Source organism: Dactylosporangium maewongense, from assembly GCF_039531485.1.
GTDB classification, from domain to species: Bacteria; Actinomycetota; Actinomycetes; order Mycobacteriales; family Micromonosporaceae; genus Dactylosporangium; species Dactylosporangium maewongense.
Genome location: NZ_BAAAQD010000001.1, coordinates 1472327 through 1485446, shown reverse-complemented (window position 1 = coordinate 1485446; position 13120 = coordinate 1472327). Strand labels below are relative to the sequence as shown.

Below are 13120 nucleotides of genomic sequence, written 5' to 3'. Positions count from 1 at the left end.
CAGCAGCCAGGCGGTGACCTCCAGGACGCAGACCGTTCCCACGAGCCGCTCCGAGCGTAGGCTCACCTAACGTCGCCAATCTCCTACACGTTGTGGGAATACGCAAGCGGAGCGGCCGTGGCGGCCACTCAGGGCGTCGGGCTGGCGGTCGGGGACGCGCCGGCAGGGGGCACGGACGGGGAGGCGGTGGCCACCGGCCCGTCGTCGTCGCGTTCCCCGCCTTCGTCCCGGTCGGCCTGTTCGCCGCGGTCCCGGCGGTCGCCGTGGTCGGCGTGCTCCCCGTGCCGGTCGCCACCCTCGCCGTGCAGGCCGACGATCGCGGCTCCGGCGACCGCGCCCAGGGCGGCACAGGGAACCACCGCCAGGACCAAGGTTGCCGCGACGGCCACCGCTGCGGCACGGCCGGGCGTGGCGACGAGCCCCGACCAACGGGACCGCGTCGTCGCTGAGGCCGGCGCCGGGCCGGGCCACAGAGGTTGGCCGTTCTCGATCTCGGGCAGGTCCGGAGCTGCGGGTTCGTGTTCAGCACTCATGACCGGCGAAGGTAGGGCGGCGAACCTGAGAATTCGATGAACGGCGTGCTCAGCGCAGCTGGAGCGGAGCGCGTCCGGCGGACTCGCCGAGCGGCGGCAGCCCGTACCACTGCTGGACGGTGCGCAGGATCGAGTAGTGGTCCTGCTGTGGCCGATGACGGCGTCGTACCGCTGGTTCTCCATCACCACGATCACCACATGGTCGGCGGCCCGGGATCGGCCGCGGGGCCGGTCGTCACCGGCGTCCCAGATCCCGGGGTCGTCGTCGGCGCCGCGATCTGGGACGTCCTGGGCTCCCGCGCCGCGTGGCCGTGGTGGACCGCGTCCGCGTGCCTCGGCCTCTTCACCGCCCGGTGGGTGCCGATGCCGGACGCCGCGCACGGCTGGCTGACGCTCGCCTACGTCGTGGCGTGCGCGGCCCTGCTGCCCACCCCGTTCGGGTGCGGGCGCTTTCAGCGACCGTTCAGGTCCCAACTGTGAGGCTCCCGTCATGAAGGTCGCCCGCCGTACGGCGAACAAGGTGCCCGAAGTCACCGTCTACTTCTGGATCATCAAGGTCCTGGCCACCACGGTGGGCGAGACCGCCGCCGACCTGCTCGACATGAACCGGCTGCGCGCCCTGGGTCCGGTCCTGGCGTTCTGGGCCGCGTACGTGCTGACCCGACCGCTCGGCGCGTCGCTCGGCGACTGGCTTTCGCAGTCCCGTGACGCCGCCGGTCTGGGCCTGGGTACGGTCGGACCGAGCGTGGTGTTCCTGCTCGCGTCGGTCCTGCTCGTCGTCCACCTGACCCGCAGCCGGGTGGACGTCGTCGACGAACGGGCCGGCGGGCCCGGCGAGCCGGTCCCGATCAACGCCCGGACCTACCCCTAGGAGGCGGAGTGCGGCTGCTGCTGGTCGAGGACGAGGTCGGGCTGGCCGAGACGATCCGGGACGGCCTGCGCATCGAGGGCTTCACCACCGACGTGATGTTCAACGGTGTGGACGGACTGTGGGCGGCGACCGAGTCACCCAACGGCGCCTACGACGCGATCGTGCTGGACATCATGCTGCCGGGGCTGAGCGGCTACGAGGTGTGCCGGCAGCTGCGGCAGCGTGACGTGTGGACGCCGGTGCTGATGCTGACCGCGAAGGACGGCGACTACGACGAGGCCGACGGGCTCGACCTCGGCGCCGACGACTACCTCACCAAACCGTTCTCGTTCGTGGTGCTCGTCGCCCGGCTGCGGGCCCTGATCCGCCGCGGCGCGCCGCAACGGCCGGTCGTGCTCAGCGCCGGCGACCTGCGCCTGGACCCGGCCCGTCGGCGGGTGACCCGCGGCGACGACGAGATCCCGGTCACGCCGCGGGAGTTCGCGCTGCTGGAGTTCATGATGCGGCACGCCGGTGACGTGGTCACCAAGACCGCCATCATCGAGAACGTGTGGGACGCCGCGTTCGACGGCGACCCGAACATCATCGAGGTCTACGTCGGCTACATCCGCAAGAAGATCGACCACCCGTACGGACGGTCCGCGATCCGCACCGTCCGCGGCGCCGGCTACCGCATGGACCCGGACGGCGGCTGATGCGTCGCGTCCCGGTGCTCTGCGCGGCCGCGCTGGGCCTGCTCACCGTCCTCGTCGTCGTCCGGTTCGGCCCGCTGGTCCGCCTCGACTCCGCGGTCAGCGAGGCGGCCCGCCACGCCGCCCTGCGGCACGACGGCTGGCGCGCGGTGATGTCGGCGATCACCCACAGCGCCGACAGCCGGGTGCTGGTGCCGGCCGGGCTGCTGCTCGCCGCGGTCCTGCTGTGGAAGCGGTGGCGGACCGGCCTGTGGTTCCTGCTCGGCACCGCCACGGCCGCCACCGCCGTCCGGCTCACCGTCATGACCCTGGTGCACCGGCCGCGCCCGGTCGACCGGCTCACCCCGACCGCCGGATGGGCGTTCCCGTCCGGGCACACCACGTCCTCGGCGGTGACCGCCGGCGTCCTCATCGTGCTCGGGTGCGCCGTCCTGACCGGCCGCCGGTCGCGCCGCGTCCTCGTCGCCGTCGCCGGCACCTGGGCCGTGCTCGTCGGCGTCAGCCGGGTCGCGCTGCTCGCGCACTGGCCCAGCGACGTCCTCGGCGGCTGGCTCCTCGCCACCGCCGTCACCGTCGCCCTCGCCCGCGGTCTGCGGGTTCAGCGTTCCTTCAGGACCGCGCGGCCACCATCCCCTCAGCGTGACGACGGCCGGACGCACCGGCCGGAGGGGAGCCCGGAATGCACCATCCAGCGGCACGACAGCGCACCGTCGTCGTCTCGGCCAGCTTCGGCGCCGGACACGACGGCGCCGCCGCCGAACTGACCCGCCGCCTGCGCGCCAGCGGGCACCAGGTCGACCGGCACGACTTCGTCGACCTGGTGCCACGGCGGGCCGGGGTGCTGCTGCGCGGCCTGTGCCGGCGGCAGCTGACCACACTCCCCCGCACCTGGGGCTGGCTGCTCGCCCTCGCCGGCTCGCAGCGGCTCACCGGCGGCGCCGCCGCGCTCACCGCCGCAACCGACGCCGCGATGCAAGCCGCGGTCGGCACCCTCGCCGCGCATCAGGCGGTGCCGCGATGACGTGGCTCGTCACCGGCGGCGCCGGATACATCGGCGCGCACGTCGTCGCGGCGCTCGTGGCGGCCGGGGAGCCGGTCGTCGCCCTCGACGACCTGTCCACCGGCGACCCCGCCCGCCTTCCCGCCGCGGTGCCGCTCGTCGTCGCGGACGCCGGCGACCCGGTGCTGCTGCGGGCGACGCTCGAGCGGCACCGCGTCACCGGGGTCATGCACCTGGCGGGCAGCAAGTCCGTGCCGGAGTCGGTGCGCCGTCCCATCTGGTACCACCAGCAGAACGTCGGACTCGTCGCAGCGCTGCTCGCCGCGATGGTCGACACCGGTGTGCGCCGGCTGGTGTTCTCGTCGTCGGCCGCCGTGTACGGCGTGCCCGGCACCGCGACCGTCGCGGAGGACGCGCCGGCCCGGCCGGTCAACCCGTACGGGCAGACGAAACTTGTCGCGGAGGACCTCGTGGCCGCCGCGGGCCGGGCGCACGACCTGTCCTGGATCGCGTTGCGCTACTTCAACGCCGTCGGCGCGGGTGCCCCGCACCTCGGCGACCGCGGCGCCACGAACCTGCTGCCGCTCACGTTCGCGGCGCAGGAGACCGGGGTGCCGTTGACCATCGCCGGCACCGCGTTGCCGACCGCGGACGGCACCGGCGTGCGCGACTACGTGCACGTGGCGGACCTCGCCGAGGCGCACCGGCTCGCCGCCCGCCACCTCACCCGCGGTCACCGTGCCGCGGTGTACAACGCCGGCGCCGGCCGCGGGCACTCGGTGCTGGACGTCGTGCGGGCCGTCGCCGCGGTCACCGGCGCGCCGGTCCCGGTCAGGTCCGGCCCGCCACGTCCGGGTGACCCGCCGGAGGTCGTCGCGGCGATCGACCGCATCCGTGCCGACCTGCGCTGGCGGCCCCGGTACACGCTGCTGGACGCCGTCACCTCGGCCTGGCAGGCCCGCACCGCCACGCTCACCGCCGCCGGCGGGCGCGGACAGCACGGGTAGCGCGCGGGCCGCCGGGCAGGTCACGGATATGGTGGTGATCGTGGCTGACTCCAACGCGCGCCGTGCCCCGGGCTCACTGGAGGCTCAGGCGATGGCCGCGCTGTGGGCCGCCGGCGAGCCGCTGTCCCCGGCCCAGCTGCAGGCCGCGCTCGACGCCGGCCTGGCGTACAACACCGTGCAGACGATCCTCGTGCGGCTGCACGACAAGGGTCTGCTGGAGCGCCGGCCCGCCGGGCGCGGGCGGGGTCACGTGTACTGGCCGGCCCGGGACGCGGCGACGGCGGCGGCCCAGCAGATGCGGGCGGTGCTGGACGGGCCGACGGACCGGCAGGCGGTGCTGCGCCGGTTCACCGACGACCTCGCCGAGGACGACCTGGCGACGCTGCGCGCGCTGCTGCGGCAGGAGCCGCCGGCGTGACCGTCGCCGTCTACCTGCCGCTGCTGCTGCCGGCGCTGCTCGCGGTCGCCGCGCGCTCGCTGGCCGCCGCGGCCGCGCCGGAGCGGACGGCCCGGGCACTCGCCGCCGCTGCCGCCCTGGCGGCCACGGTCAGCACCGGCAGCCTGGCGCTGCTGGCGCTGACGCTGCTCGATGACCTGCCGGCGCTGGAGGCCCGGGAGCACGCGGCCGCCTACCCGCTGCCCGAGCCGGTCCCAGGCGTGGTGGCGCTGGCCGCGGCGGCCGCCCTGGTCTGGGTCGGCCGGCGTTGCGTGGCGCACCTGCGGCAGGAGCGGGCCGTCACCCGGGACCTGCTCGCCGCTGGGGTGCCGCACGACGGGCTGCTCGTCGCCGACCTTCCCGAGCCGCACGCCGTGGCGGTGCCGGCGGGCGCCGGCCGGGCCGGGCACGTGCTGGTGACCGCGGGCCTGCTGCGGCTGCTGGACCGCACCGAACGCGCCGCGGTCCTCGCCCACGAGCACGCGCACCTGCGCCACCGCCATCACCGGACGGTCGCGTTCGCCGCCGCGGCCGCGGCCGCCAACCCGCTGCTGCGCCCGGTCTCCCGGGTCGTCGCGCTGCTGGTGGAGCGCAGCGCGGACGAGACGGCCGCCGCCGCGGTCGGGGACCGGCACGTCGTGGCCCGGGCCATCGCGAAGGTCGCCCTGGCCGGCGGCGGGCGGCGTCCCGCCGGTGGCCTCGCGGCCGGCGGGTCCGACGTCGTGCGCCGCGTCCAGGCGCTCACCCGGCCGGCCGCCGGCCGTTTCCGCGCCGCGGGCCGCTTCCGGGCCGCCATGGCCGCGAGCACGGCGGTCGTGGTCGTCTGTGTGGCGGCGGGCGGCGCCGCGGCCGCCGACTTCGTCGCCGTCGCCCGCGCCTGGCTGTAAACCGCGCGTGGTGGCCGATCACCGGGCGGGCAGCGCCGCGGGCGCCGACTCGTCGCCGTCGCCCGCGCCTGACTGGAGTGGCCGCGGTCGCATGACGGCCGGGCCGCGCGGGGTGGTGTCCGGTCAGCCGGGCGCCATGGGCAGCCGGATCCGCAGCAGCGCGCCGCCGTGGGGCCCTTCGTGGACGGTGAGCGTGCCGCCGTGCGCGGCGACGACGTCGCGGGCGATCGGCAGCCCCAGTCCTGTGCCACCGGCCTGGCGGGAGCGGTCGTCGTCGAGCCGCACGAACCGGCCGAAGACCCGCTCCCGCTCGGCCGCCGGGATGCCGGGCCCGTCGTCGGCGACGGTCAGCTCGGCCGTGCCGCCGGCCGCGCTCAGGTCGATCTCGACGCGGCCGCGGGCGTGCCGGGCGGCGTTGTCGAGCAGGTTGCGCAGGACCCGCTGCAGGTGGTGCGGGTCGCCGTCGACGCGGACGGGGCTGACCCGAGCCTCCACCCGCAGGCCGGGGTGGCCGGCGCTGAGCCGGTCGCGTTCGGTGTAGACGATGTCGTCGAGGTCGACGTCCTCCCGGCGCAGCTGCGGACCGGACTCGTCGATGCGGGCGAGCAGCAGCAGGTCGGCGATGAGCCGGGCCATCCGGGCGCTCTCGTGCCGCATCCGGGTGACGTGGACGCCGGCGGCCGGCGGCAGGTCGGCGGCGGCCAGCAGGTCGAGGCCGGCGTGGATGGTCGACAGCGGGCTGCGCAGCTCGTGGCTGGCGTCGGCGACGAACCGGCGCTGGGCGTCGGAGGCCGACTCGATCCGGTCCAGCATCGTGTTCATCGTCGTGGCGAGCGCGGCGATCTCGTCGGCGGTGGCCGGCACCGGCAGCCGGGTGTGCAGGTTGCGGGCGGTGATCGTGTCGGCCTGGCGGCGCATCGCGTCGACCGGGCGCAGCGTACGGCCGACGAACAGGAACGTGGCCGCGCCGACGACGAGGGTGAGCAACGGCATCCCCACGGCGAGCGCGCCGATGACCGCCTCGGTCCCGTCGTTGACCTCGTCGAGCGACTGCGCGACCAGGACCGTCCGCGGCCCGTCGGGGGTGCTGACCCCCAGCGCGACGATCCGGAAGTGATCGTCGCGGGCGAGCTCGAGCCCGCGCTGCTCGCGCAGCGTCTGCCCCGGCTGGGGTCGCAGCGGGGAGATCGCGCCGCTCCCGGCGACGGCGGCCGACGCCGCGACGACCCGCCCACCCCCGTCGACCACCTGGACGACGGTGCGGTCCCGCGCGGTCGGCCGCAGCGTGGCGGCGAGACCGGCCCCATCCGCGGTGCCGAGCGCCGCGGCGACCTGGGTGGCGCGCTGGCCGATCGCCTGGTCGATGTTGTCGGTGAGGATGAACCGGGCGGCGACCACGAGCGTCGCCCCGCTGGCGAGCGCCGCGACGGCGACGACGGCCGCCGCGGCGAGCGCGGACCGCATCCGCACCCCGAACCGCCCCGTCAACCGCCCCCACCACCTGGTCATACTCCTGAACCTAGCGGTGGCGACCTGAAGCGGCGCTGAAGACGCCCCCGAGCGTGGTTACCCGCGGCGCGCGACGTAGACGACGTTGACGGCGAACTCGTCCGCGCCGGGCACCTTCCCCGCGACGGCATCGAAGGCGCGCGCCGCACGGTTGAGCCCGGGCCGCTCGTACCAGCCTTTGCTCAGCATCGCGAACCCGCGCCGCTGCACGACCTCGAACCCGTGCGACCGCAGCAACCCGTACATCTGCCGGTGGGACAGCTCGGCGAACCACGGGTTGTCCGCCTGCCGGCGGGCCCGCAGGTGACGCACCGACCGGGCGTTGCCGTGGTTCTCGACGACGAGCAGCCCCGCCTCGGCGTTCGGCAGCGCCTCGGCGGCGAACGACAGGGCCCGGTGCCGGACATCGTCCTGGACGTTGAGCATCAACCGGAACATGGTCACGATCGCCGGACCGTGTGTCGGCACCGGCGCGGGCACGGGCCCGCCGGCCGCCACCTGGTGAAACGCGGCATTGACGCCGAGCTCGGCGGCCTTGGCCATCATGTCGGCGGAGGTGTCGTAGCCGTGCGCCTCATGGACCAGGCCGTGCAGGGCACGGATCGCCCGCCCGGTCCCGCAGGCGAAGTCGTGCTGCGTCGGCCGCCAGGTCCGGAACGTCCGCCGCACCAGCGCCCGCAGGTACGCCCGTTGCCGGCTGCCGACATGCGACGCGTACGTGCCCGGCGCGTACGTGGTGTGCTCGTACTTGTCGACCGCGTCGGCGTTCTGGAACACCTTCGTGTAGCCGTTGGTCATGCGCCTGCCCTCCCGGGCGGCCCCCGCCTGCCCGCCCACGTCACCTACAACGAGTAGGAGCCAGCTGGGACACCCCCTCACACGGCCGTTGACTCAAACGGAGGACACCCGCCGCCGAGCAGACACCTCGCGGGCAGGGCCGCGGCTCGTGGCCGTGTGATGTTCAGACAGCCATAGACTCACGTTCATCGATGACTCGGGACGGTCCGGAAGGGTCGGTCTCCTTGGTTCCGCAACCTGGGAGGGCTCATGGATCGTCGTACGTTGCTGCGCGCCACCGTCGCTGGGGCCGGCGGGCTGGCGCTGCCCTTCACCGCGTGGTCGGCGGCGTACGCCGCGCCCGCGCAGAACGCCGCCGGGCCGTACGGGGCGCTGCAGGCCGCCGACGCCAACGGGATCCAGCTGCCCGCCGGGTTCACGAGCTCGGTCGTCGCCCGGTCCCGGCAGACGGTGCCCGGCACCTCGTACGTGTGGCACGACGCGCCCGACGGCGGCGCCGTCATCCCCAACGGCACCGGGTGGATCTACGTGTCCAACGCCGAGACCAGCTCGGGCTCGGGCGGCGGTGCGTCGCGGCTGGTCTTCGACGCCAGCGGCGCCGTGGTCGGGGCGTCGCGGATTCTCTCCGGCACCAACAACAACTGCGCCGGCGGGAAAACGCCGTGGAACACGTGGCTGTCGTGCGAGGAGATCAGCCTCGGCCGGGTCTGGGAGACCTACCCGCTCGGCGGCACCGCCGTGGCCCGTCCGGCGATGGGCCGGTTCAAGCACGAGGCCGCCGCGGCCGACCCGGTTCGCCGCGTCATCTACCTGACCGAGGACGAGACCAACGGCAAGTTCTACCGCTTCGTGCCGACCACGTGGGGCGACCTGTCGTCGGGCACGCTGCAGGTGCTGGTGGCCGGCAGCGCCACGTCCGGCTCGTTCACCTGGGCGAACGTCCCCGACCCGGACGGCTCCCCCACCGCCACCCGCAGCCAGGTCTCCGGCGCGAAGTCGTTCAACGGCGGCGAGGGCTGCCACTACGCGGACGACACCGTCTGGTTCACCACCAAGGGTGACAACCGCGTGTGGCAGGTCAACCTCGCCGGCGGCACGTACGAGCTGGCCTACGACGACAACCTGGTCAGCCCCGGCACCGCCCCGCTCACCGGCGTCGACAACGTCACCGGGTCCACCGCCGGGGACCTGTACGTCGCCGAGGACGGCGGCAACATGGAGATCTGCCTCATCACGCCGGACGACAAGATCTCCGTCTTCCTGCGCATCACCGGGCAGAGCTCGTCGGAGATCACCGGACCGGCGTTCACCCCGGCCGGCAACCGCCTCTACTTCTCCTCTCAGCGCGGCACGACCGGCGCCTCGTCGGGCGGCATCACGTACTGCGTCACCGGCCCGTTCCGCACCTGACCCACCCACCGCGGCAGCGCCGGGCGAGGCATCCCGCACCGCCACGCCCGGCGCTGCCGCCACCGAACCACCCGCCCGACGTTTGCCGGCACGGCCGGAGCGTCGAATACTGGAGCTGAGGGTGTCAACCGAACCACCTCGAGGGCGTGCGACGTCGTGACCGGAAGGACCATCGATCATGGATGCGTCCGAGCTACTGAACACCGCGGTGGCCGATCTGGCCCTGGTGCAGGACGTCGAGCAGGCTCAACGCATCATCCGGGGCGCCGCGAGGCGCCTGGCGAACGCGCACGGCTCCACCGTGGTGCTTCTGGAAGATGGGTACTGCTTCTACGCCGACGAGGACGCGGTGAGCCCGCTGTGGAAAGGGCAACGATTCCCCGTGCGGCAGTGCATCAGCGGGTGGTCGATGCTCAACCGTCAGCCGGCCATCGTGCCGGACATCCAGTTCGACGAACGGGTGCCGCAGGAGGCGTACCGGCCGACATTCGTGAAGAGCCTCGCCATCGTCCCGATGCGTGTCGAGGATCCGCTGGGGGCGATCGGCGCCTACTGGATCCAGCCGCACCGGGTCACCGACGAGGAACTGGCCCGGCTCGAGGCACTGGCCGGAGCCGCCGGCGCGGCGTTGACCCGTCTCATGGCCCCGGAGACGGCCGAGCTGGTGAGCGCAGAAGCAGCCGGCGCACTTGCGTAGCGCGGCACATCATCGTGCGATCCGGCTCGCCAGCGCGGGCCGGGACGAATGGCGGGCTGCGTGCGTCCGCTCCGCGATCGGCGGGCCGCCGGCGCGATCACACCGCTGCCGTGCGGTAAGATACTCGTTCAGGAATTGTGTCAGCACGACCGCAATTGCGGGCGTCGTGTTGACGGCGAGGCGAAAGAACGATCGCCGGTGTCGGACTACCTGGTGCCGTTGCTGCTGAGAACGAAGCCTCCGCCCGCCTGGCTCGGGCTGGTCGTCGCCTTCGCGTGCGTCGCGGCGGAGACCCTTGTGATGTTTCCCCTCCGGGACGGCTCTCGGACGGCCGCCACCGGCGTGGTCTACCTCTGCGGCGTCCTGGTCGTCTCGATGGTGTGGAAGCCGTGGCTCAGCGTCCTGACGGCCGTCGCCAGCGCCTTCGCCTTCAACTACGTTCACGTCGCGCCGTACTGGACGCTGGACTTCACCGCGCGCCGGGACCTGCTGACCGTCTTGGTGTTCATCGCGGCCGGGCTGGCGGTCGGTCACCTGGCGGATCTCGCCCGCGCCCGAGCCGCCGAGGCGGCCGAACGCCGCCAGGAAGCCACCCTCGCCACCGGGCTGGCCAAGCGCATGCTGTGCGCAGCCGATCTGCATTCGGCGCTCGGCTCGGCGTCGCAGCGGCTCGCGCAGGCGCTTGAGCTACGGTCCGCGGTGATCGAGCTCGACGTGATTCCCGGGGACGGGCAGCGGGTCGCGCTCCCGCTGTGTGACGGTGCGACCCGCCTGGGCACCCTGCTGGTCCCGGCCGACCTCCCCGAGCGGACGCTGGAGCGCCTGCGGCAACACGTGGTGCCGACGCTGGAGTGGCTGCTGTACGCGGCACGTGACCACGACGCGATCGTCGACTCGCTGAACGCGAGCCGCAAGGTCGCCCTGCTCGTGGACGAACAGGCCGCGTGGCGGCGCGTGGCCATGCTGGTCGCACGGGGCTGCGCACTCATCGACGTGTTCGACGCGATGACGGAAGAACTCTGCCGGGCCCTCGGTGACGTCCGCACGGCGCTGATGCGCTACGAGCCGAACCGCACCGCCACCTGCCTTGCGGGTCTGAGCGAGCTGGGCGCCCCGATGTCGATCCCGCTCGAAGAAGACAGCATCGTCGCGACGGTGCTGCGCACGAGGCGTCCGGCCCGGATCGACAGCTACGACGGTGCCCCCGGTCCGGCCGCGACGACCGAACGCGGACTGGGCATACGTGCGGCGGTCGGCGTTCCCGTCATGGCCAACGGGCGTATCTGGGGCATGCTCGCCGTCGTGTCGTTCACGACCGAGGCGGTGCCGCCCGCGGCCGAACGGCGCCTGGCCGACTTCAGCAACCTCATCGCGAGCGCGATCGCCAACGCCGAGCATCACGCGCAGCTCGCCGCATCCCGTGCCCGCATCGTCGCCGCCGCCGACAACACCCGGCGACAGTTCGAACGGGCGCTGCACGACGGTGCGCTGCAGCGGGTCGTCTCGCTCGGACTCGAGCTCAGCATGACCGAGGCGTCGATGCCACCGGAGCTGAACAGGTACAAGACGCAGCTGTCACATACCGCACAGGGCCTGAACGGCGTGTTCGAGAGCCTGCAGGAGGTCTCGCGGGGCATCCATCCGGCGATCATGTGCACGGGCGGGCTCGGCGCCTCGATCAAGTCGCTCGCCCGCCGGACCGCGATTCCGGTGGACCTGAACCTGAACATCGACCGGCGGCTGCCCGACCACACCGAGGTGGCCGTGTACTACATCGTGTCCGAGGCGCTCGCCAACGCCGTCAAGCACGCCAAGGCGACCATGGTGCACGTCAACGCCGAGGCGGAGAGCGCGGTGTTCCGGCTCTCGGTGCAGGATGACGGCGTCGGCGGAGCCAGCCTCGGCAAGGGGTCCGGACTGATCGGCCTGCAGGACCGCGTCGAGGCCCTCGGCGGCCACATGGAAGTCGTGAGCCCGGTCAGGCACGGCACTGCGCTCCTGGTCAAGATCCCTATCGACGAACGGTTATAGCTGTTCACCGCCGGCCCGGCGCTCCGCGAGCGCGTCCCACGGCGCCCGCCCAGCTCGGTAGCGAGCGGACGCCGTGGACCCTGATCACTGCGGGAAGTCGCCGGGGTCGACCGAGTCGGTGTCGGCGTTGCCGCCGACGCTGGCCTTGAGGGTGATCTCCCAGGTGGTGTACTGCCTGCTCGTGGTCTTGAACTCGAAGAGGTCCTCGAACTTCTCGAACTCGCAGGAGCGGGTGAACCCGGCGACGCCCGCGTCCCAGTCGACGCCGGTGGCCATGTACACCTGGTAGTTGCCGTCCTTGACCTTCTTGACCTTGTACGTCTTGCCGGCCGAGACGTAGACCGTCCAGGCCGCGACCTTGCCGCCGTTCGGGACGAGGCTCACGACGACGTCGGTCGTGCTGCCGCTGTTGTTGATCGTGAACTCGCCGGACCCGTTGAGGGTTCCCTTCTTCACCATGGTGCCGTTCGCCAGCGTGCGGGTCTGCTGGGCGACCGGCGCCGGCAGCCACGCGCCGAACTTGAAGGCGGCCCCGAAGGCCTTGACCGCGTCCCGGAGGTAGGTCGCCGCCGGCAAGCCGCTCACCTGGGCGACCGCCGCGGGACCGGCGCAGATCTCGCCGTTCTTCGCGTCTCCGGTCAGCGCCACGAAGTCGCTGCCCAACGCGTCGAACGCCCGCTTGAGCTGCTCGTGGCCGGCGGCCGCCTCGTTCGGCGGGGTGACGGACGTGAACCGGGGCGCGCTCGTCTTGACCGCATCGGCCAGGGCCTGCGCGGCCTCGACCGTCGCCGCCTGGTTCTTCGCCGCGGCGACCTTCTGCCACGCCGGTCCCATCACCGCGTCGGCGTCGGTCAGGAGCGTCTGGTACGCGGTGGCGGTCAACGGCTCCGGCGCCTTGCTCGGCGTCGGGCTCGCCGATGCGCCGCCCGCCGCACCCGAGGAGGTCCGCTTCTGGTCGGGGTCACCGCCGACGAAGGCCGCAGCCACACCGACACCGCACACGAGCAGGAGCACGGCGGCGACGACGCCGATGATCAGCTTGTTCCTCGACCCCGTGGGCGTGCCCCGGTCGCCGCTGGGCCACCCCGCGCCCGGGCCGCCGATGACGGGACCGGTGGGCGGCGCGTTCCAGCCGGGCGCACCCGTGGGCGGCATCCCGGACGCGTCCGGCATCCCGTACGCGGGCATGCCAGAGGTCGGCGCTCCATACGCGGGCATACCAGAGGTGGGCGCTCCATACGCGGGCATA

General features: G+C 73.5%; 15 protein-coding genes. 11 read left to right on the top strand and 4 right to left on the bottom strand.

Translation table 11 applies throughout. From position 1 onward, the window contains the following. Positions 1 to 128: 128 nt before the first annotated feature. The gene (locus ABD332_RS06620; protein ID WP_344500566.1) at positions 129 to 533 is read right to left on the bottom strand and encodes a hypothetical protein; all 405 of its coding nucleotides are present in this window, start codon (positions 531 to 533) and stop codon (positions 129 to 131) included. Between the two features lie 198 nt (positions 534 to 731). Between ABD332_RS06620 and ABD332_RS06615 the strand changes: the two genes are divergently transcribed. Genes ABD332_RS06615 through ABD332_RS06580 form a run of 8 tightly spaced genes read left to right on the top strand, consistent with a single transcriptional unit; the run spans position 732 to position 5426 of the window. Then, entirely contained in the window at positions 732 to 1013 is a 282-nt protein-coding gene (locus ABD332_RS06615; RefSeq protein ID WP_344500564.1) for a hypothetical protein, read from the top strand. A 10-nt stretch (positions 1014 to 1023) separates the two neighbouring features. After that, positions 1024 to 1404 carry a COG4705 family protein gene (locus ABD332_RS06610; protein ID WP_344500562.1) on the top strand — a complete coding sequence of 127 codons (381 nt, stop codon included), beginning with the start codon at positions 1024 to 1026 and terminating at the stop codon, positions 1402 to 1404. Between the two features lie 8 nt (positions 1405 to 1412). Continuing rightward, positions 1413 to 2099: a response regulator transcription factor gene (locus tag ABD332_RS06605; RefSeq protein WP_344500560.1), complete on the top strand. Its 687-nt coding sequence runs from the start codon at positions 1413 to 1415 to the stop codon at positions 2097 to 2099. Then, positions 2099 to 2860 carry a phosphatase PAP2 family protein gene (locus ABD332_RS06600; protein WP_344500558.1) on the top strand — a complete coding sequence of 254 codons (762 nt, stop codon included), beginning with the start codon at positions 2099 to 2101 and terminating at the stop codon, positions 2858 to 2860. Before ABD332_RS06605 ends, ABD332_RS06600 begins: the two co-directional genes overlap by 1 nt. Beyond that, positions 2776 to 3117, top strand: a complete 342-nt coding sequence (locus tag ABD332_RS06595) for a hypothetical protein (protein WP_344500556.1) — start codon at positions 2776 to 2778, stop codon at positions 3115 to 3117. Before ABD332_RS06600 ends, ABD332_RS06595 begins: the two co-directional genes overlap by 85 nt. Then, a complete protein-coding gene (gene galE / locus ABD332_RS06590; RefSeq protein WP_344500554.1) occupies positions 3114 to 4103 on the top strand; it encodes a UDP-glucose 4-epimerase GalE in 990 nt (329 codons plus the stop codon). Before ABD332_RS06595 ends, galE begins: the two co-directional genes overlap by 4 nt. A gap of 40 nt (positions 4104 to 4143) precedes the next feature. Beyond that, positions 4144 to 4521, top strand: a complete 378-nt coding sequence (locus ABD332_RS06585) for a BlaI/MecI/CopY family transcriptional regulator (RefSeq protein WP_344500552.1) — start codon at positions 4144 to 4146, stop codon at positions 4519 to 4521. Continuing rightward, complete coding sequence (locus ABD332_RS06580) at positions 4518 to 5426, top strand: M48 family metalloprotease (RefSeq protein ID WP_344500550.1); 909 nt, start codon at positions 4518 to 4520, stop codon at positions 5424 to 5426. Before ABD332_RS06585 ends, ABD332_RS06580 begins: the two co-directional genes overlap by 4 nt. 123 nt (positions 5427 to 5549) lie before the next feature. On the opposite strand, the gene ABD332_RS06575 is transcribed toward ABD332_RS06580, so the two are convergent. Then, positions 5550 to 6935, bottom strand: coding sequence for a sensor histidine kinase (locus ABD332_RS06575; protein WP_344500548.1), 1386 nt, complete (start codon positions 6933 to 6935; stop codon positions 5550 to 5552). A gap of 57 nt (positions 6936 to 6992) precedes the next feature. After that, positions 6993 to 7733, bottom strand: coding sequence for a methyltransferase domain-containing protein (locus ABD332_RS06570; protein ID WP_344500546.1), 741 nt, complete (start codon positions 7731 to 7733; stop codon positions 6993 to 6995). Positions 7734 to 7982: 249 nt separating this feature from the next. On the opposite strand from ABD332_RS06570, the gene ABD332_RS06565 reads away from it, so the two are divergent. The 3 genes from ABD332_RS06565 to ABD332_RS06555 all read left to right on the top strand — a co-directional run bounded on the left by ABD332_RS06565 (position 7983) and on the right by ABD332_RS06555 (position 11871). Further along, the gene (locus tag ABD332_RS06565) at positions 7983 to 9143 is read left to right on the top strand and encodes an alkaline phosphatase PhoX (RefSeq protein WP_344500544.1); all 1161 of its coding nucleotides are present in this window, start codon (positions 7983 to 7985) and stop codon (positions 9141 to 9143) included. A 178-nt stretch (positions 9144 to 9321) separates the two neighbouring features. Further along, complete coding sequence (locus tag ABD332_RS06560) at positions 9322 to 9840, top strand: GAF domain-containing protein (RefSeq protein ID WP_344500542.1); 519 nt, start codon at positions 9322 to 9324, stop codon at positions 9838 to 9840. 48 nt (positions 9841 to 9888) lie between these two features. Beyond that, the gene (locus ABD332_RS06555; RefSeq protein ID WP_344500540.1) at positions 9889 to 11871 is read left to right on the top strand and encodes a sensor histidine kinase; all 1983 of its coding nucleotides are present in this window, start codon (positions 9889 to 9891) and stop codon (positions 11869 to 11871) included. 84 nt (positions 11872 to 11955) lie between these two features. Here ABD332_RS06555 and ABD332_RS06550 read toward each other — a convergent pair whose 3' ends face one another. Beyond that, on the bottom strand, positions 11956 to 13059 hold the full coding sequence (locus ABD332_RS06550; protein ID WP_344500539.1) for a hypothetical protein: 1104 nt from the start codon (positions 13057 to 13059) through the stop codon (positions 11956 to 11958). Between the last annotated feature and the right edge of the window lie 61 nt (positions 13060 to 13120).

Coding starts and splice junctions, on each gene's coding strand:
- ABD332_RS06620 (WP_344500566.1), bottom strand. CDS start 533: ATGAGTGCTGAACACGAACCCGCAGCTCCGGACCTGCCCGAGATCGAG.
- ABD332_RS06615 (WP_344500564.1), top strand. CDS start 732: ATGGTCGGCGGCCCGGGATCGGCCGCGGGGCCGGTCGTCACCGGCGTC.
- ABD332_RS06610 (WP_344500562.1), top strand. CDS start 1,024: ATGAAGGTCGCCCGCCGTACGGCGAACAAGGTGCCCGAAGTCACCGTC.
- ABD332_RS06600 (WP_344500558.1), top strand. CDS start 2,099: ATGCGTCGCGTCCCGGTGCTCTGCGCGGCCGCGCTGGGCCTGCTCACC.
- ABD332_RS06595 (WP_344500556.1), top strand. CDS start 2,776: ATGCACCATCCAGCGGCACGACAGCGCACCGTCGTCGTCTCGGCCAGC.
- galE (WP_344500554.1), top strand. CDS start 3,114: ATGACGTGGCTCGTCACCGGCGGCGCCGGATACATCGGCGCGCACGTC.
- ABD332_RS06575 (WP_344500548.1), bottom strand. CDS start 6,935: ATGACCAGGTGGTGGGGGCGGTTGACGGGGCGGTTCGGGGTGCGGATG.
- ABD332_RS06570 (WP_344500546.1), bottom strand. CDS start 7,733: ATGACCAACGGCTACACGAAGGTGTTCCAGAACGCCGACGCGGTCGAC.
- ABD332_RS06565 (WP_344500544.1), top strand. CDS start 7,983: ATGGATCGTCGTACGTTGCTGCGCGCCACCGTCGCTGGGGCCGGCGGG.
- ABD332_RS06560 (WP_344500542.1), top strand. CDS start 9,322: ATGGATGCGTCCGAGCTACTGAACACCGCGGTGGCCGATCTGGCCCTG.
- ABD332_RS06555 (WP_344500540.1), top strand. CDS start 9,889: ATGGCGGGCTGCGTGCGTCCGCTCCGCGATCGGCGGGCCGCCGGCGCG.
- ABD332_RS06550 (WP_344500539.1), bottom strand. CDS start 13,059: ATGCCCGCGTACGGGATGCCGGACGCGTCCGGGATGCCGCCCACGGGT.